Origin of the sequence: Arthrobacter sp. MMS18-M83, assembly GCF_026683955.1 — a bacterium.
Classification (GTDB): domain Bacteria; phylum Actinomycetota; class Actinomycetes; order Actinomycetales; family Micrococcaceae; genus Arthrobacter.
The window spans coordinates 4,621,689-4,638,879 of sequence record NZ_CP113343.1 but is presented as its reverse complement, the minus strand read 5'-3'; the positions used below and the strand labels follow the sequence as shown (position 1 = coordinate 4,638,879).

Sequence of the window (17,191 nt, the reverse complement as noted above, 5' to 3'; positions counted from 1 at the left end):
GAGCCTAGCTGCCGTCCCGTCGGGACGGCTTGTGCCACTCCGGCCACCGTAGGATTATCCCTATGCTTTCCGACGCCGTCCCTTCCCTGCGCTGCCCGGTCTGCCAGGGTTCTTTCGGCCTCAGCGGTACGGCGCCCATTTCACTGAATTGCGTCGCCGGCCACAGTTTCGATGCCGCCAAACAGGGCTACTTCAACCTGCTCACCGGAAAGGGTACGGTCTTCGAGGCGGACACGGCAGAGATGGTCGCAGCCCGCAATGACTTCCTGGGCGGCGGACACTACGCTCCCTTGGCTGATGCCATCGCGGAACTGGCATCCCCGGTCCTGTCGGCGCCGGGATCCCTCGTTCTGGATTCCGGCACGGGCACCGGCCACTATCTACATACGGTGCTGGACCGCACTCCCGCGGCCGCTATTGGCATCGATATCTCGAAGTTCGCCCTCCGCCGGGCAGCACGGCTGAATCCCAACGCCATCAATCTGGTGTGGGACATCTGGCGTCCACTGCCGCTCGCCGACCAGAGCGTCGATGCCCTCATCGTGGTCTTTGCGCCGCGGAATCCCCCGGAGTTTGCCCGCGTGTTGCGTCCTGGTGGCCGGGTGATCGTGGTGACTCCCCGGAGCGGACACCTCGCGGAAATTGCGGAACGCACCGGAATGTTAAGGATAGAACCGGGCAAAGACGAGCGCTTGGCAGAGTCCATGCAGGAATTCTTCAATCCCGCAGATTCCGTCCAACTCGACGTGGAGCTGACACTCAACGGGCGCGATATCGCTGACCTCGCCTTCATGGGCCCGGCAGGCCACCATCTGGAGCGTTCGGCTTTGTTGGCGTCGATCGCAGCAGAATCGTCAGTCGGAGCCACCGCGAAGTTCAACCTCAGCGTTTTCACTGTGCCTGAGCGACCCTCCTAACGCGAAGCTTCGCACCGGGCTAGGATGGAAAAACAGCGACTGGATTTTGCCGACGCTGCAGTCCGGATCAGGCCGGCTGCCGCCGAAAGTCCGGGAACGGGGGGAATGATGTTTGAATGGCTTGGCAGCAACTGGTGGGCTCTCTGGCTCACGGTTTTCCTCGCGTTTGCCGTAGTGGAGATGTTGACACTCAACTTCTTCTTCATCATGCTCGGCGGCGGCGCACTGGCTGCACTGGTCGCAGACTTTGCCGGAGCTGATCTCTGGCTTCAGATCGTTGTCCTTTGCGTCGTGTCCTTGCTGATGATCGCCTTCGTCCGCCCTATCGCGCTGAAGCATCTGCACAAGGGTCCTGCGGAACAACGGACCAACGTGGACCGCCTGATCGGCCAATCGGCGCTAGTGATGGAGCCTGTCAGTGCGACCGCAGGATTGGTGAAGATCGGTGGCGACGTGTGGACCGCCCGCAGCGCCGCGGGAATCATCGACGCCGGCCAGACAGTGCAGGTCACCAGGATTGAGGGCGCGACGGCGGTAGTCGCCTCAACGGCGGAAAACAGTCCGCGCTGAACGGTGACCCGGAGCGCGCGTCCCGCAAACTTGGCCTGAAATGATCGGCGCATAGCCGAACACAAGACCACATGAAATACGTGACTGGGGAATGAAGGAGATGTATGGATAGCTTGGGAGGAACTGCAGCCGCGATCGTGCTGCTAGTTCTCGTCATATTTGTGATCATCGTGTTGGTCCGCTCGATCAGGATCATCCCGCAGGCGCGCGCTGGCGTCGTCGAACGCCTGGGCAAGTACCAGCGCACGCTCAACCCCGGGCTCACCATCCTGATCCCATTTGTCGACCGCCTCCTGCCACTGTTGGATCTTCGCGAACAAGTGGTCTCCTTCCCGCCGCAGCCGGTGATTACCGAAGACAACCTGGTAGTCTCCATCGACACGGTGGTCTACTTCCAGGTGACGGATCCTCGAGCCGCGACCTATGAGATCGCCAACTACATACAGGCTGTTGAGCAGCTGACCACCACGACGCTCCGTAACGTGGTGGGCGGCCTGAATCTCGAAGAAGCGCTCACCTCGCGCGACCAGATCAATGGCCAGCTCCGCGGCGTCTTGGACGAAGCTACCGGACGGTGGGGAATCCGCGTTTCACGCGTGGAGCTCAAGGCAATCGACCCGCCCCATTCCATCCAGGACTCGATGGAAAAGCAGATGCGGGCCGAGCGCGACCGGCGTGCTGCAATTCTGACGGCCGAAGGTACCAAGCAATCGCAGATCCTCACGGCCGAAGGCCAGCGGCAGGCTGCAATTCTTGCCGCCGAGGGCGACGCAAAGGCGGCTATCCTGCGCGCCGACGGTGAAGCCCAAGCCATCCAGAAGGTCTTCGATGCCATCCACAAGGGCAATCCGGACCAAAAGCTGCTCGCCTACCAGTACCTTCAGACCCTGCCGAAAATCGCGGAAGGATCATCCAACAAACTGTGGATCATCCCCAGCGAGGTCGGCGAGGCCCTTAAAGGCATCGGCAGTGCACTGGGAGGCACAAACGGAGGGGCCGGCGTTGCAGACCTGTTCAGCGACTCCGGGAAGCCCGCAGCCGAAGTTTCCGCACCGGCGGCCACCACGGCAGTGAGTTCCGGACACCCCGAATCGACTCCCCCGGCACAGGATCCGCCGGCGTAGCCGAAGGCAGCTTCGCAATCCAGTTCGCGACGAGGGACCGGCCTTCTTCATGGGGCCGGTCCCTCGTGGCGTCTGGGTCGCATCGGAGTGCCGCCAGGCAGGCTTTTGTCAGGAATGGCTCCCCCGCTTTGTCCTGCCTGCATCGATCCGCGTATAATGGTGTATTTGTCCGGCCGGTTCAGTCCGAACGGAACATTAACGCTTGGTCAGGCGTTTCATCTAGTGATGCAACGTGTGCATACAGTAGCCCGGGCTGCGTCGATTCGGCGTCCGGCTAGCGCGGAGCCTGGTTCCGTGAACAGACAGAGGGAGTAATCATGAGCGATCGCAGCCTGCGGGGCATGCGTCTTGGCGCCCAGAGCATGGAAACCGAGTCCGGCGTTGAGCCGGCGCCGCGCCAGAGGGTTGAATACCGTTGCGCGGACGGGGAGCAGGTCTTCGTGACCTTCTCGTCCGAAGCGGAGATTCCCCCTGTTTGGGTTTCCAAGACGGGCAAGGAAGCGCTCCTGGTTGATGGCGAACGCCCCGTTGACACCAACGAGAAGGCCGTCCGAACCCACTGGGACATGCTGCTGGAACGCCGCAGCCTTCCCGAACTCGAGCAGATCCTTGAAGATCGGCTGAACATCCTGCGTGAACGCCGCGGGGAACGCCGCTCGGCATAAGGCATTGCCAAAGGCAGTCCTAAGACAAAGGCCGGGTCCGCACTCTTAACAGAGTGCGGACCCGGCCTTTGTTCTGCCTACTTTGAAACCGGGGACTTCTTCCGGGTCAGCGCGGCCCAGCGGGAGGCCAACCCCCACTTGGTCACGTTGATCATGGCCTCAACAACGATGTTGCCACTCATCTTGGAAGCCCCTAGCTCGCGCTCAACAAAGGTGATGGGGCGTTCTACGATCTTCAGGCCCAGCTTGGCGACCCTCCACGCAAGGTCCACCTGGAAGCCGTAGCCCACCGATTCGACCTGGTCCAACTTGAGGGCCTCAAGGGTGCTGCGGCGGAAGGCGCGGTACCCTCCAGTAATGTCCTTGATCTTCAAGCCAAGCATGATGCGGGCGTATGTGCTGCCGGTGCGTGAGATCGCTTGGCGGTACAGAGGCCAGTTCACAGTGCCTCCCCCGGGAACCCAGCGTGAGCCCATGGCGAGGTCGGCGCCGTCGTTGATGGCATCCAACAACAACGGCAGTTGCTCGGGCTGATGTGAACCATCAGCGTCCATCTCTACGAGGACGTCGTAGCCAGCCGCCATACCCCATCTGAATCCGGCAATATAGGCGGCCCCGAGGCCTTCCTTGCCCTTGCGGTGGAGGACATGGACCTGGCTGTCCTCGGCCGCGATGCTGTCGGCGAGCTGTCCCGTGCCGTCAGGGCTGTTGTCGTCGACAACCAAGACGTCAGAGGCGGGGACAGCCGCGCGCAGCCGTCCGAGGGTCTTGGGCAGCGATTCCAGCTCGTTATAGGTGGGGATGATCGTCAGGACACGCAAAAAGAGGCCTTTCCTTGATGGAGCGGTCAGTGAGCCGGAGCAGCAGCGAGGCTGGGATCCTGGCGCAACTCTCCATTATAGGGCGACGACCCGGCGTGCGCAGGGCCACTTGTGGTGCTTGACACACCAAATTTGCTTGGCCGCGGGCAGGTCCACAAGCCCAGGTCCAGTGCCGACCCGTGTTTCCAACTAGAGGCCGAACCGTTTTCTGCTGCACTGCGGACCTGCCCACTACGAGTGCCACGGTCTGAAAACGGGCCCATTGACTGTTTTGACACGAACCCCACCGCGGCCAGACAACCAGGTATTCCCTGTGGAAGCCTGTTGACCCTAAATGCTACGGGCTTCACAAACACTGTCAAGCGCCCCCTGACCTGCGGGTTCGTTCATAGACGCAGGTCAGGGGGCCTTCAGTATTGGCAGGATATTTACAACTACCGCCGCAATGATTCCCTTGAGAAGAGCTCCCGGCCCTCCCGTACTGTCTGCAGGCAGGCGGGGTCGCTTCCGCTGTCCAGCGCGGGCAGAAGGGGCGTACGGGCGCGCGGATCAGTGGACCAGGATTGGACACGGTCATCCGCCACCTGAACCATCAGCTCTTCAACCTCCCACACTGCAAAACTTGCAGGTGCCCCGGGAACCAATTGCCCCATGAGCGGATTGCGCTGCCTGCTGGCCCGCCACCCAGCGCGGGTGTGTCCAATGAAGGCGGCCCGCGCCGAAATACGCTGGTCCGGATTGCTGTGCTCCAAGCATGCCCGGACACTGGACCACGGGCGCAAGGGGGTGACCGGGCTGTCGCTTCCAAAGCACACGGGCACGCCGGTGGAGTAGTACGAGGCGAAGGGGTTCATGGCCGCTCTCCGTGGGCCGCCCAGGCGCTGCTCATAGAGTTTTCCACCTCCACCCCAGGCGGCATCAAACGCGGGCTGCGCGCTCACGGTGATCGAGTACTTGGCAAGACGGGCGAAATCCGCCGCATCTGCCATTTCCACATGTTCGAGGCGATGCGCAGCTGCACGGACCCGTTGCTCTCCCAGGTCTGCCGCGGCAAGGTCCAAGGCATCCAGCGCGGTCTTCAGTCCGGCGTCGCCTATGACGTGGAAACCTGCTTGGACTCCCAGCGCTGAACAAGCGGCCAGATGACGGGCAGCCTCGTCCACGGAGAGATAGAGGCTTCCTCGATGCCCTGGCGCGTCAGCGTAGTCGGCGTTGAGGGCTGCCGTTCGTGACCCGATGGAACCGTCGATGTTCAAATCACCGGCCAAGCCAAGAACAGGTACGCCCAGGCCTTCCAAAATGGAAGCAGCATGCTCGGCCGATGTAGCAAGTTCGCCCCAATAGGGCAGGATCTCGGGGACACCCTCCCGGCTTTCGTTCCACGAGGCGGACATCCGCAGGTCCTCAACACTGCACAGGTGTGGTGCGGCCATCTCAGCAAGCGCCACGTAGCCGTTGGCCGCAGCCTCGCGAAGGGCAAGTTCCTGGTACCGGCGGCGCTCGGCTTCGGGGAACTGCCTGGCGGCCAAGCGCGAGGCCGTGTGAGCAGCCCTCAGAACGTGGGCCGAACCGTCGTAGCCGTCAAGGCCGGCGATGCCGGCAGCAGAGGCCAAGGAAGGTGAAACAAGGGCCGAGTGCGCGTCCACGCGCGCAAGATACACCTTGCGTCCACCGGCGGCTCGATCGATTTCTTCCGCCGCAGGCAGCGTCTTGTCCTGCCACATCGATTCGTCCCAGCCATGACCCAGCACGGTGCCGGTGGCACCAAACGCTTTTGCGGCGCGGGCGACGACGTCGAGCAGTTCCCGGGCCGAGCGGACCCCGGCAAGTTGGAGGGCGTCAGCCGCAATTCCGGTCTCGGTGAGATGCATATGCGAATCTACGAAGCCGGGAGCGAGCAAAGCTCCCCGCAAATCAATGACTTCCATCGACGAATCGGCAATCGACGTCGCGGCTTGCTCTGAACCAACCCAGGCAACAGTGTCTCCGTCAACCAGCATTGCCGTTGCAAAGGGGTCCGCAGCGGTATAGACGGAACCGTTCCGGTACATCGTGACCTTGCGGGGCGTAGTTTCAGCGGGCATGCCTGGATGAGTCATGGAAGTGCTCCTTGCTGGGAATCTGTGGTGGGTCAGGAGACGTTGGAATAGGCCACTACACCGCGGCGGACCAGATCGATCGCTTCTCGGCATGTCTTGGCCTGGCTCCGTTCGAGCCCGGGAATCTTGGCCATCTGGTCCAGCAGGTCGATCACCTGCTTCGCCCAACGCACGAAGTCCCCTGCTGCGAGGTCGGTGCCACTGAGTACTTCCTGAAGGTGGCGGCCTTTGGCCCACTTGAAAATGGGCCAAACGAGTCCGAGTTCCGGCTCGGCCGTCAGCGGGAGCCTGTTCTTGTCCTCGACGTCTTCCAGGGAGGACCATTCACGTACCACGATGTCCACGGAGGTTTCGAGGGAGATGGACGGCATCTTGGGCCGGAGACCGCGATCGTCGCGCTTGGCTTGGTAAACCAAAGTGCTGGCCAGCGAAGCCAGTTCTGCGGCGTCGAGGTCATTGATGGCGCCCTGGCGAATGGACTGGGAGATGAGCAGGTCCTTTTCGCCGTAGATTCGGCGAAGGCGCTGGCCGTCCGCGCTGATCGCGACATGGCCGGCGTCGGACGTCCGCAGGTAACCGTAAGCGGCGAGGACATCGCACACACGGTCAAAAGTCTTCGCGATCGTGTTGGTGCGGCCTTGGATCTGCCGGACAAGCCCATCGGTTTCATGGCGCAGTTTCCACCAACGCTCGGCCCAGCGGGCATGGTCTTCACGTTCGCTGCAGCCATGGCAAGGATGGGCGCGGAGTGCCCGGCGCAGGTCCGAGATTTTCTTCTCCTGGTCCGGCAAGTAACGGGCGCGGCCAAAGTCCTCGTTCCTGTTGGTCCCCCGGGCAGGCGGCCGCTCCTCCCGCACTGCGTTCCGCATTGCCGATGCCAGGTCACGGCGGGATTTGGGCAGCTTCGCGTTGAACGACTTCGGGATGCGGATCCAGGACACGGGCGTGACCGGACCTTCGACCTCGTGGGCGCCGATCGTGTGCAACTGGTTGTCTTCCGTCAGGACTGCGGGCCGCGGTTCACGCGCATTGGGATCGGCATCGAGGACGACGGCGTAACCGGGCGAGCGTCCGCCGGGAACCTTGACGATGTCTCCAGGCATAAGGCGGGTGAGGGATTCCACCGTCAGGGATTTGCGGGCCCTTGAGGTACTCCGGGATGCATACTCCTCGGCATCGCTGAGGTCCCGCCGCAGCTTCGCGTACTCGGTGAAGTCGCCAAGATGACACTTCATCGACTCGGCATAGCCGGCGAGTGACTCTTCACGGCTCCGAACCTGCCGCGCCAGCCCCACGACGGAACGATCGGCCTGGAACTGGGCGAACGATGACTCGAGGATCTGCCGCGCCCGGGGACGTCCGAACTGGGCGATCAGGTTGATGCTCATGTTGTAGGTGGGCCGGAAACTGGAATTAAGGGGATAGGTGCGCCGCGAAGCAAGGCCGGCGACAGCCGCCGGATCGGTTCCCGGCTGCCAGAGGACCACGGCGTGACCTTCGACGTCGATTCCACGCCTTCCCGCACGGCCGGTGAGCTGGGTGTACTCCCCCGCCGTGATGTTGACGTGGGCTTCGCCGTTGAACTTGTCGAGCTTCTCCAGGACGACGCAGCGGGCTGGCATGTTGACGCCCAGCGCCAAGGTCTCCGTGGCGAACACCGCCTTCACCAGACCGTCGGCGAACAGGTTTTCGACGACTTCCTTGAAAGTCGGCAGCAAACCGGCGTGGTGCGCAGCGAGCCCCCTGAGCAGGCCATCACGCCAGCTCCAAAACCCCAGCACATCGAGGTCGTCTGCGGGAATTTCGCGGCTCGCCTCATCTACCCGGGCCGCGATGATCTGCTGTTCCCGCTCGGTAGTCAGCCACAACCCGGCCCCGGCACACTGCGCTACGGCCCCGTCGCAGCCAGCACGGGAGAAAATGAAGGTGATGGCCGGGAGGAGCCCCTGCCGGTCCAAGCTCGCAATGATCTGCGGCCGGCTGGCTTTGCGCACCGGACTCCGCTGCTCCGCGGCACTGTTGTCACGTTGGCGGTCCTGCCTGCGGCGGCCGCGTCCACCGTGACCGAATCGGCCACGGAAGTTCATCTGGCTCTCTGCCCTGGCCATGGACAACAGCTCGGGATTGACCTCGAATTCCTTCTGCCCGGGATTCCGGTCCAACTCCTGGACTGCCACCGGCAAGGGTGCCTCGCCGTCGGTCGCCCCTGGAGCAATCTGATCAAAGCTCGTGTCCCCGGCGAAGAGGTCGACGATCTCACGGCCCACCATGACGTGCTGCCACAACGGGACAGGACGGTGCTCGGAGACAATCACATCGGTGTGTCCGCGCACGGTATCCAGCCACGCACCGAACTCTTCCGCGTTGGACACCGTGGCGCTCAGGGAAACCACTTGCACCTCGCTGGGCAGGTGGATAATGACTTCCTCCCAAACTGCGCCACGGAAGCGGTCCGCAAGGTAATGCACCTCATCCATGACCACGTAGCCAAGGTCGCCCAGGGTGTCGGAGTCCGAATACAACATGTTCCGCAGGACTTCGGTGGTCATGACGACGATGGGAGCCTCGCCGTTGATGGTGGTATCACCGGTCAGCAGGCCCACGTTTGATGCGCCATACTTCGCTGAAAGCTCGGAGAACTTCTGGTTGCTCAGCGCCTTGATGGGCGTCGTGTAAAAGGCTTTGAGTCCGCGTTCCAGGGCGAGGTAGATCGCGAATTCTCCGACGATTGTCTTTCCGGCCCCCGTGGGCGCCGCAACCAGTACTCCCTTGCCTTCCTGCAACGAACGGCATGCGTCACGCTGGAAATCGTCAAGTTCGAATTCCAGCGACTGGGCAAAAGTGCCGAGATAGGTTTTCGACTCAGCACTCCTTTGCGCTGCAGCTTGAAAAGCTTCTGAGGGCGAAAGGGCCCCTGAATTGGAGGACATGCTTCAAGCCTAGTGGCCGGAAGACTACAGATTCTCCAGATCAGAGGCAGGTGTGGCGACGTCGGCAGTGGCTTCCGTCTCAGCGGCGACCTTCGCCTGATGGCGCGCGCGCCGTTTGTCGTTCAGGATGCATAGCCCGATTGCGGCGAAGAATAGCGCCAGCAGGGGGCCAGCGAGCATGAACATCGACAGGGCGTCCGCACCGGGAGCTGCCACGGCGGCCAGGACGAACACAAGGAAGACGGTGATACGCCACGCCTTGAGGATGGTCCTGCCGGTCAAAACGCCCGCCATATTGACGCCCACCAACACCACTGGGACCAGGAAGGCGATACCGAGGAACAGAAGCATGTGCGTGGCGAACGTCAGATACTGCGATGCGTCGATGTTGTTGGCGCCGTTTTGGGGCGTGAACTGCAGCAAGGCGCGCACGACGTTCGGAATCACCAACCATGCGACATACACGCCCACCAGGAACAAAGGCACCGCCGCGGCCATGTACCCGAGGGTGTAGCGCCGCTCCTTCTTGGTCAGGCCCGGGGTGATGAAGGCCCAGACCTGGTAGATCCAGATCGGGCTGGAGATGACCAGGCCGATCTGGATGGCAATACGGAGCTTGAAGTCGAACGGATCCGCCACACTCGCGAAATTGAGGACCGCGGTCCGCTTGGTCTCCTCGGCGATCTTGACCAACGGATCCGACAAGCTGTTGACCACAGGCTCATAGAGGAACCATCCTGCCACGGCGCCCAGGAACACGCCGATGGCAGACTTGATCAGCCGGTTCTTAAGCTCCTTCAGGTGGTCTAGGAGCGCCATCCGCCCTTCGGGGTTGGCTTTGCGGCCCGTCTTCGTTGCCACTACTGCTTAGCTACGGGTTGCTGGCGGAACGTCAGTGTCGTTGCCGCTCTTGGTGGTGGCTTCGGGGTGGTTGACCACTTTGCCTTCAACGGGGTCCGTGTCGTCCTTGGCCGCCGGCTTCCCGTCGTTCTTCATTTCCTTGACTTCGGATTTGATGATGCGCATCGACTGACCGAGGCTCCGGGCCATGGCCGGAAGCTTGGGTGCCGCAAACAGCAGCAGGGCCACGATGATGATAATGACAATTGGCCAAGGGCCATCAAATAGTCGTCCCACGGGAAGTCCTTTCGTTGGAATACATCCTACGTCTAACTGAATTCGATGTCGTGCAGGGACTGGGGTTGGCCCCGCCCTGCTTTGCGCTTAACGCGCTTTTGGCGACGCACTTCCTGGCGGGAGGCCTTGGCCGTCACGTAATCATGACGCATCTGTTCCGGTGAGGCAAAAACGGCCTCGCCGAACACTCTCGGCGAGGCACCGCCGTCGTCGTCAGGGTGTTCGGGAAGGCGCGTGCGACGCCCCAGCTGCTCCCCCGCCGCACTCAGCTCATGCATCGTCGCCATGAAAGTCCGGAAAAGCCTGATGCCCAACAGGACGTAGCAAAGCAAGGACACTGCAATCAGAGCGACCCACAGAAGGATCCAGGACCACCAAGGCATTTGAGTAGTCTATCCAGCCTTCACCGTTTGTATTGGGTCCGGCTACTTGTACTGCCCGAGGGCCGCGGCAAGCCACTCTGCGGAGGCGTCCGCCAGCCCGGCAGGCTGCAGGATCCGGGCCGCACCCCCATGCTGGGCAACGAACATCGGTAACCAGTCAGCGTTTCCGAATCGGATCTCGGCGAGCAGTCCGCCATCGGGAAGCACTGCTGTCCGTTCCGCGTAGTAGTCATCCGCCAGTCCGGCACCTTGTCGAGTCAGCTGGAGGACAACCACGACATCGTCGTCGTTGGGCGTGTAGAGCTTCACCGGAACGCCGTCCTCGGCGCTGCCGGCCCCGGAAACAACCCTGCCGTTCGGTGCGATCTCCTCAACGCGGTCCAGGCGGAAATTCCGCAGCCCGGCTTTGTTGTGACAGTACGCCTCGAAATACCAGGTGTTGTCCAGCGAGTAGAGCCGGAGGGGGTCGACGTCCCGTTCGGAGATTGAATCGCGTTGCGGTGACAGGTAGCGAAGACGCAATTGGCTACCGGCCTGGATCGCCCGGGTGATGGTGTCGAAAACTCCGGCATCGGCGGGCGTGACGGGCGGGCCGGCGACGGCCGCGGCCAAACGGCCGGCCTCCCCCGCCGCGCCGGTGAGCTTCAGGGTCACGGACTCCAGGGCCCCGCTCTGTTCGTCTTCCGACATGCCTGCCTGGGCGGGGAGCCCGCCCAGGGTGGCCAGGCCCGTCAGCAGAGCGCAGGCTTCGTCGACGCTGAAGCGGATGGGCCGGTTGAGTTCGAGGTGCTCCCGGATGTAGACGTGCTCGTTTTCCCAATCGATATCGAACAAGTCATCCGGATAGCCTTCAGGACGGCCGGAGCAGATCAGTATCTTCAAGTCCTCAAGCAATTCCTTGCGGGTGATACCGAAGCGGTCCGCCACCTCCTGGATGGGCAAGCCCTGGTTGTGGACAAGGAAAGGCACCAACTGCAACATCCGGTTGAGTTGGTTCTCCGAGGTTCGCTTGCGCACCCGCGGCGCGGGACCGGCCTCGGGAAAGCGGATCTCGACGGCGGGGCGCGAGGCGAACGCGCCGGCGGCTTCAAGCCGCCGAATCACGGCTCCACGCAACTCAGGCGGCCCCGCCACGCTCACGTGCGGACCGTAGGAGGCCAATTCTTCGGCCAGCAACTCGCTGTCCCGGAACGGCACGGACAGGCGGTCCCTGCCGTTGTGGGGGCCAGCGCTCCCAGACGTGTCCGCGATGCTCACCGCCCGCTTGCGGAGTCCCAGCAAGCGGCCCTCCGCTACGTCGAGCTGGGCCTCCTGCAAGGGGAGTTCATTGAGGCTGTCCAGTTCGGCGCGGATATCAAAACCCGTCGGAATCTCGCAGTGGTCCCGTGTCTCAACCTGAACCTCGCTCGTCATCCGGGACAGGCGGAAGAAACGTTTGGCCCCCCGACCCCGGTCGAAGCCCACCAGGTACCACTGGCCGAAGCGGCTCCCCAAGCCCCAGGGCTCCACAAATCGGCGCTCTTCTTTTCCGGTGCTGGCGGCACGGTAGTGGAAGGCAACGGGGTGCTGGCCATTCATGGCGCCGATGATGTCGTCAAAAGCCTGGCCCGCGGGCTTGATGCGCGGCTGGACGCCCGCTGGAAGTTCGACGTCGGCAAGGTCGCCGGAGGCCTGCAGCTTCCTCAGCGCGCTGGCTGCTGCAGAGCCCAGCGCTGCGCGTTCCCACAACTGCGCGGCCAGAAGCAGTACTGTTCCCTCCGCAGGGGTCAGACGCACGTCCGGCAGGCGGTTGGATTCCCTACCGATGCGGTAGCGCGTGGAAGCGGGATCGTCTGAGCCGAAACCATGGTCAAGGAGCGTTTCGATGACGAAACCAAACTGCTTCAGGTCCGCCTTGTCCCGTTCGAACATGCGGCCAAACGCGACGTCGCTGTCGCCGGAGTCGTGGTAGACCTTGTCCCTGAGAACGGCCCGGGACAGCCCGTATTTGGTATTCAAAAGGGCGATCAGCAGGTTCAGGAGTCGTTCGGTTCGTGATGCGGACACGATTGCAACGTTACTAAATTCCTGCGGCAAAGGCGGAAGGCGCGTCTGCGGCCGGATTCCTCCGGCTGCAGACGCGCCTTCCTAGGCTGCGGAAACCTAGCGAACTGCCACGAGATCCACGACGAAGATGAGTGCTTCGTTGGGCTTGATGGCCCCGCCCGCGCCACGGGAGCCATAGGCGAGCTCCGAGGGGATTTCCAGACGACGACGGCCGCCGACCTTCATGCCAAGCAGACCCTGGTCCCAACCCTGGATGACCTGGCCAACGCCGACCCGGAAGTCCAGCGGCGCCCCGCGGCCCCAAGATGCGTCGAATTCCTCGCCCGTGGACCAAGCCACGCCAACGTAATGAGTGGAGACGGTGTCGCCGGCCTGAGCCTCGGCGCCGTCACCGACGATGATGTCCTTGATGACGAGTTCCACGGGGACGTCGCCCTCCGGGAAGTCGATTTCCGGCTTAGTGCGGTCGTAATCACGCTGGCCAAATGACATGGGTACTCCTCAATTTGATAGGGGCAATGCGGTGTGAATTTTGCTGAAGGCTAGTTGGCGCCGAGGATGTCCACGACGAAGACGAGGTCGCCCTTCGCGTCACCTTGACCGGCGTCGCCGTACGCGAGGTCCTTGGGGATAACCAGAAGAACCCGGGATCCGACTGTCTTGCCGGCTAGACCTTGGGTCCAGCCCTTGATGACGCCGTTCAGCGCAAAACTTGCGGTCTTTCCGCGATCGTAGCTGGAGTCGAACTTCTTGCCGCCCACCAGGTTGACGCCGACGTAGTTGACCGTCAGAGTGTCCGTTTCCTTGACGACGGCGCCCTTGCCCTTGATGAGGTCCTGGGCAATAAGACTCTGTGGAGCCGCCGCGCCGTCGACGGAAATCTGCGGAATTCCCTTGTCATCGACCTTGACCGTGGGCAGGCCAGCGGGAGGCGTCACGGCATCCCCCTCGGGCTTGTCCAGGGCCTTGGTGGCGTCCTTGACTGAAGTGACCTTGAAGACCACCAGCTGCGACGAAGTTGCCGCTGTTGTTCCGCTCGCCGCGGTTCCGGGGACGGCGAAAGCGATGTCGGCGCCTACTTTCGCGCCGACCAGCGCGTTGTAGAGCACAGCACTGCCGGTCTTGAGTTGGTCGTTCAGTTCGACCGGCATAGGTCCCGTGGTGAAGGTGTCTTCAAGGGTCTTGCCATCTTTGCCGTCGACGGCGATGTAGGCGATCTCTGCGATCTGACCGGCCTTCACTCTATCGCCGGTGCCGTCGGTGACCAGTTTGATGGTTGGCTGTGTCACGTCCAGCGGCTTGGTGAATTCCAGGCCGGGGGCCTTCTTGTCTCCATTGTCGGAGACCTTGAGGGAATCCAGCTTGGCGACTTCGCCGGCGGACTGACTGGTGGGCTCCGGCGGAGCTGCTGCCGGGGTTCCGCCACAGGCGGTGAGCAGCAGGAGGCCAGGGATAAGCATTGCTAGTAGACGTCGCACAAATTGAACTTTCGTCGGGGCAAAAGGAGAGCACGGCCGGGCCAGGCTCGGCCATGCACGTAGAGGCCCGTTAAAGGCCAACCTCCAGAATAACCGGTGAAGCTGGGAGTCAGCTCATTGAGTCCAGCAGGGCATCCACCCGCTCGTCAACGCTGCGGAAGGGGTCCTTGCATAAAATCGTCTGGTGGGCGCGGTCGTTCAACTTCAAATGGACCCAGTCCACGGTGTAGTCACGGCCAAGCTCCTGGGCCCGCCGGACAAAGTCGCCGCGGAGTTTTGCCCGGGTGGTTTGCGGCGGCGCATCCACGGCGTCCTTGATGTCTGTGTCCGCCACCAAGCGCCGGGCAGCACCACGGGCCTGGAGGAGGAAGAAGAGCCCGCGCCTACGCGAGATGTCGTGATAAGTGAGATCCAGCTGCGCGATCCGCGGGGAATCCAGGCCGATTCCATGGCGACGCATGTAGCCATCCATCAGCTTCTTCTTGATGGCCCAGTCCACTTCGGTGTCGATCCCACTGGTGTCGCCGCTTTCAATGCCATTCAGCGTGCGCTCCCACAGGTCCAGGATGAGCGGTACGTGAGGATTGTGGGCTCCGTTCGATGACACGAACGCGCTCACCTTCGCTAGGTATTCGCGCTGGATATCCAGGGCCGTCAGTTGCCGCCCGTTGGCCAGGCGGACCAAGGCCTTACCGCTGAGATCATGGGAGATTTCGCGGATGCTGCGGATCGGGTTCTCCATGCGCATGTCCCTCATGATCACTCCGGCCTCGATCATGCGCAGGAGCAGATCCACCGTTCCCACCTTCAACAGGGCGGTGGTCTCGGACATGTTGGAGTCACCGACGATCACGTGCAGGCGACGGAAGAACTCGGCATCGGCGTGCGGCTCATCGCGGGTGTTGATGATGGGGCGGGACCGTGTGGTTGCTGAAGATACACCTTCCCAAATGTGGTCTGCCCGTTGCGAGAACGCGAAGGTGGCACCATGGGGCGTCTTCAGGACCTTGCCCGCACCAACGATCAGCTGCCGTGTGACGAGGAAGGGAATGAGGATCTCGGCGAGCCGCGAGAACTCACCCCGCCGGGGAATCAAATAGTTCTCATGGCTGCCGTAGGAGTTTCCGGCGGAATCGGTGTTGTTCTTGAACAGGTAAACCGTGCCGTTGAATCCCTCCGCCGCGAGGCGCGCCTGCGCTTCATCTACGAGGTCGTCGAGAATGAGTTCACCCGCCCGATCGTGGGCGATCAGCTGCGCGAGATCGTCACATTCGGCGGTGGCGTATTCCGGGTGCGAGCCGACGTCAAGGTAAAGGCGCGAGCCGTTGGTCAGGAAGACGTTGGACGAGCGTCCCCAGCTCACCACCTTGCGAAAAAGGTACCTGGCGACTTCCTCTGGGGCCAAGGGCCTTGAGTCGGGGCTCGAATACGAAATGCCGAACTCGGTTTCTATCCCAAATATTCTCTTGTCCATCTCAGGCCTCCCCTGCCAGCAGCTGCGTGATTTCCTCTGCCCGGAGCCGCCGGAATGCCCGACGGGAACCGCGACCGCTTTCCGGACTCCGGTCCAGCACTGCCGCCTCCACGGCGGTCCCGGGCAGGGCGTCCACGTCCTTGTCCGTGGCAAGTGCCTTGACCGCCAGGCGCAGGGCGCCGGCCAGGCTGAGATCAGCCTTCCAGCCGCCGGCCACGACCTCCGCTACTTGCTCGGCCAGGCCGCCCATGACCACAAAGCCGTTCTCGTCGGCAATGGACCCGTCAAAGGTCAGCCGGTACAGATGATCCTCGACCTGGGTGTGCCCGACCTCTGCCACGGCGAGCTCCACTTCGAACGGCTTCTGTTCCGCAGTGAAGACTGCGCCGAGGCTCTGCGCATAGACGCTGGCCAGTCCGCGGGCGGTGACGTCCTCGCGATCGTACGAATAGCCGCGGACGTCGGCGTAGCGGACACCAGCCTGCCGGAGGCTCTCAAACTCGTTGTACTTGCCTACCGCGGCGAAGGCGATCTTGTCGTAGATCTCGCCGATCTTATGCAGGGACGGCGAGGGATTTTCCGCCACCAGCGCGATGCCGTCGGCGCAACTGATCACGACGACGGAACGGCCCCGGGCGATGCCCTTCCGCGCGAAGTCCGCGCGGTCCTTCATCAGCTGTTCGGGCGAAACATAAAACTGCTGGGTCATATCAGGCCTCCCGTCCGGCAGCTGCGCGCGATTCAATGATGGATCCGGCGATTGTCGCCAACTCCCGTTCGGACACGCGACGGGCGCCGGCGCGGGTGACCGTGTACACCACCGGCCAGAGTTGGCGGACAGGGTCCGGTCCGCCTGTGGCGGAATCGTCGTCGGCCGCGTCATAGAGGGCTTCGACGGCGACGGCGACTGCCTCGTCTTCGGTGAGGCTCGGCCGCCACAGTTTCTTCAGGGCACCACGGGCGAACACGGAACCGGAGCCGACAGAGTGGTGCTCCAATTCCTCGTATCGTCCGCCTGTGACATCGTAGGAAAAAAGCCGTCCGACGCCGGCGGCCTGGTCGAAGCCTGCGAAAAGCGGGATCACTGCAAGACCCTGCATCGCCATGGGCAGGTTTCCCCTGATCATGGCCCCAAGCCGGTTGGCCTTGCCGTCCAGGCTCAACAGCGTGCCTTCGATCTTTTCGTAGTGTTCCAATTCCACCTGGAACAACCGCGTGATGTCGATGGCCAGTCCGGCAGTGCCGGCAATGCCCAGGACGGAGTAATCGTCGGCCGGGAAGACTTTCTCAATATGCCTGCTGGCGATGACATTGCCCATGGTGGCGCGCCGATCGCCCGCCATCAGGACGCCACCGGGATAACTCAGGGCAACGATTGTCGTGGCATGGGGTACCGGCGGAATCTGTCCCGCGGGCAGCACTTGATTGAAGGGAAGGAGTTCAGGCCTGGAGCGTTGCAGATGCTCTGTGAACGAAGACGTTGCTTGGGTGGCCAGATGGCCGGCTGCTGGATCCTGCATTGCTGCGCTCCTTCGACTCTGACATCC

16 protein-coding genes are annotated in these 17,191 nt (G+C 62.6%); 4 read left to right on the top strand and 12 right to left on the bottom strand.

Annotated features, from left to right (window positions below; translation table 11 throughout):
- Nucleotides 1-62 precede the first annotated feature (62 nt).
- The 4 genes from OW521_RS21885 to OW521_RS21870 all read left to right on the top strand — a co-directional run bounded on the left by OW521_RS21885 (nucleotide 63) and on the right by OW521_RS21870 (nucleotide 3,276).
- Nucleotides 63-917, top strand: a complete 855-nt coding sequence (locus tag OW521_RS21885) for a methyltransferase domain-containing protein (RefSeq protein ID WP_268021570.1) — start codon at nucleotides 63-65, stop codon at nucleotides 915-917.
- Between the two features lie 108 nt (nucleotides 918-1,025).
- Nucleotides 1,026-1,487, top strand: a complete 462-nt coding sequence (locus OW521_RS21880; protein WP_268026052.1) for an NfeD family protein — start codon at nucleotides 1,026-1,028, stop codon at nucleotides 1,485-1,487.
- Between the two features lie 104 nt (nucleotides 1,488-1,591).
- Nucleotides 1,592-2,611, top strand: coding sequence for an SPFH domain-containing protein (locus OW521_RS21875; RefSeq protein ID WP_268021569.1), 1,020 nt, complete (start codon nucleotides 1,592-1,594; stop codon nucleotides 2,609-2,611).
- A gap of 317 nt (nucleotides 2,612-2,928) precedes the next feature.
- Nucleotides 2,929-3,276: an RNA polymerase-binding protein RbpA gene (locus OW521_RS21870; protein ID WP_059389983.1), complete on the top strand. Its 348-nt coding sequence runs from the start codon at nucleotides 2,929-2,931 to the stop codon at nucleotides 3,274-3,276.
- A gap of 77 nt (nucleotides 3,277-3,353) precedes the next feature.
- On the opposite strand, the gene OW521_RS21865 is transcribed toward OW521_RS21870, so the two are convergent.
- The 12 genes from OW521_RS21865 to prcB form a co-directional block, all read right to left on the bottom strand.
- On the bottom strand, nucleotides 3,354-4,097 hold the full coding sequence (locus OW521_RS21865; protein WP_268021568.1) for a polyprenol monophosphomannose synthase: 744 nt from the start codon (nucleotides 4,095-4,097) through the stop codon (nucleotides 3,354-3,356).
- A gap of 434 nt (nucleotides 4,098-4,531) precedes the next feature.
- Nucleotides 4,532-6,196 carry an amidohydrolase gene (locus OW521_RS21860; RefSeq protein ID WP_268021567.1) on the bottom strand — a complete coding sequence of 555 codons (1,665 nt, stop codon included), beginning with the start codon at nucleotides 6,194-6,196 and terminating at the stop codon, nucleotides 4,532-4,534.
- Nucleotides 6,197-6,228: 32 nt separating this feature from the next.
- Nucleotides 6,229-9,126 carry a DEAD/DEAH box helicase gene (locus OW521_RS21855; RefSeq protein ID WP_268021566.1) on the bottom strand — a complete coding sequence of 966 codons (2,898 nt, stop codon included), beginning with the start codon at nucleotides 9,124-9,126 and terminating at the stop codon, nucleotides 6,229-6,231.
- Between the two features lie 24 nt (nucleotides 9,127-9,150).
- A complete protein-coding gene (tatC, locus tag OW521_RS21850; protein ID WP_268026050.1) occupies nucleotides 9,151-9,945 on the bottom strand; it encodes a twin-arginine translocase subunit TatC in 795 nt (264 codons plus the stop codon).
- Nucleotides 9,946-9,993: 48 nt separating this feature from the next.
- The gene (tatA, locus tag OW521_RS21845; protein WP_265977393.1) at nucleotides 9,994-10,263 is read right to left on the bottom strand and encodes a Sec-independent protein translocase subunit TatA; all 270 of its coding nucleotides are present in this window, start codon (nucleotides 10,261-10,263) and stop codon (nucleotides 9,994-9,996) included.
- A 32-nt stretch (nucleotides 10,264-10,295) separates the two neighbouring features.
- On the bottom strand, nucleotides 10,296-10,646 hold the full coding sequence (locus OW521_RS21840; RefSeq protein ID WP_268021565.1) for a hypothetical protein: 351 nt from the start codon (nucleotides 10,644-10,646) through the stop codon (nucleotides 10,296-10,298).
- 42 nt (nucleotides 10,647-10,688) lie between these two features.
- Nucleotides 10,689-12,692, bottom strand: coding sequence for a helix-turn-helix transcriptional regulator (locus OW521_RS21835; RefSeq protein ID WP_268021564.1), 2,004 nt, complete (start codon nucleotides 12,690-12,692; stop codon nucleotides 10,689-10,691).
- A 96-nt stretch (nucleotides 12,693-12,788) separates the two neighbouring features.
- On the bottom strand, nucleotides 12,789-13,184 hold the full coding sequence (locus OW521_RS21830) for an FKBP-type peptidyl-prolyl cis-trans isomerase (protein ID WP_268021563.1): 396 nt from the start codon (nucleotides 13,182-13,184) through the stop codon (nucleotides 12,789-12,791).
- A 50-nt stretch (nucleotides 13,185-13,234) separates the two neighbouring features.
- Nucleotides 13,235-14,170: an FKBP-type peptidyl-prolyl cis-trans isomerase gene (locus tag OW521_RS21825; RefSeq protein WP_268021562.1), complete on the bottom strand. Its 936-nt coding sequence runs from the start codon at nucleotides 14,168-14,170 to the stop codon at nucleotides 13,235-13,237.
- A gap of 109 nt (nucleotides 14,171-14,279) precedes the next feature.
- Complete coding sequence (gene pafA / locus OW521_RS21820) at nucleotides 14,280-15,644, bottom strand: Pup--protein ligase (protein WP_268021561.1); 1,365 nt, start codon at nucleotides 15,642-15,644, stop codon at nucleotides 14,280-14,282.
- Between the two features lies 1 nt (nucleotide 15,645).
- On the bottom strand, nucleotides 15,646-16,353 hold the full coding sequence (gene prcA, locus OW521_RS21815) for a proteasome subunit alpha (RefSeq protein WP_268021560.1): 708 nt from the start codon (nucleotides 16,351-16,353) through the stop codon (nucleotides 15,646-15,648).
- 1 nt (nucleotide 16,354) lies between these two features.
- Nucleotides 16,355-17,164, bottom strand: coding sequence for a proteasome subunit beta (gene prcB / locus OW521_RS21810; protein ID WP_268021559.1), 810 nt, complete (start codon nucleotides 17,162-17,164; stop codon nucleotides 16,355-16,357).
- Between the last annotated feature and the right edge of the window lie 27 nt (nucleotides 17,165-17,191).

Coding starts and splice junctions, on each gene's coding strand:
- OW521_RS21870 (WP_059389983.1), top strand. CDS start 2,929: ATGAGCGATCGCAGCCTGCGGGGCATGCGTCTTGGCGCCCAGAGCATG.
- OW521_RS21885 (WP_268021570.1), top strand. CDS start 63: ATGCTTTCCGACGCCGTCCCTTCCCTGCGCTGCCCGGTCTGCCAGGGT.
- OW521_RS21860 (WP_268021567.1), bottom strand. CDS start 6,196: ATGACTCATCCAGGCATGCCCGCTGAAACTACGCCCCGCAAGGTCACG.
- OW521_RS21855 (WP_268021566.1), bottom strand. CDS start 9,126: ATGTCCTCCAATTCAGGGGCCCTTTCGCCCTCAGAAGCTTTTCAAGCT.
- OW521_RS21875 (WP_268021569.1), top strand. CDS start 1,592: ATGGATAGCTTGGGAGGAACTGCAGCCGCGATCGTGCTGCTAGTTCTC.
- prcB (WP_268021559.1), bottom strand. CDS start 17,164: ATGCAGGATCCAGCAGCCGGCCATCTGGCCACCCAAGCAACGTCTTCG.
- pafA (WP_268021561.1), bottom strand. CDS start 15,644: ATGGACAAGAGAATATTTGGGATAGAAACCGAGTTCGGCATTTCGTAT.
- OW521_RS21840 (WP_268021565.1), bottom strand. CDS start 10,646: ATGCCTTGGTGGTCCTGGATCCTTCTGTGGGTCGCTCTGATTGCAGTG.
- OW521_RS21880 (WP_268026052.1), top strand. CDS start 1,026: ATGTTTGAATGGCTTGGCAGCAACTGGTGGGCTCTCTGGCTCACGGTT.
- prcA (WP_268021560.1), bottom strand. CDS start 16,353: ATGACCCAGCAGTTTTATGTTTCGCCCGAACAGCTGATGAAGGACCGC.
- tatC (WP_268026050.1), bottom strand. CDS start 9,945: ATGGCGCTCCTAGACCACCTGAAGGAGCTTAAGAACCGGCTGATCAAG.
- OW521_RS21830 (WP_268021563.1), bottom strand. CDS start 13,184: ATGTCATTTGGCCAGCGTGATTACGACCGCACTAAGCCGGAAATCGAC.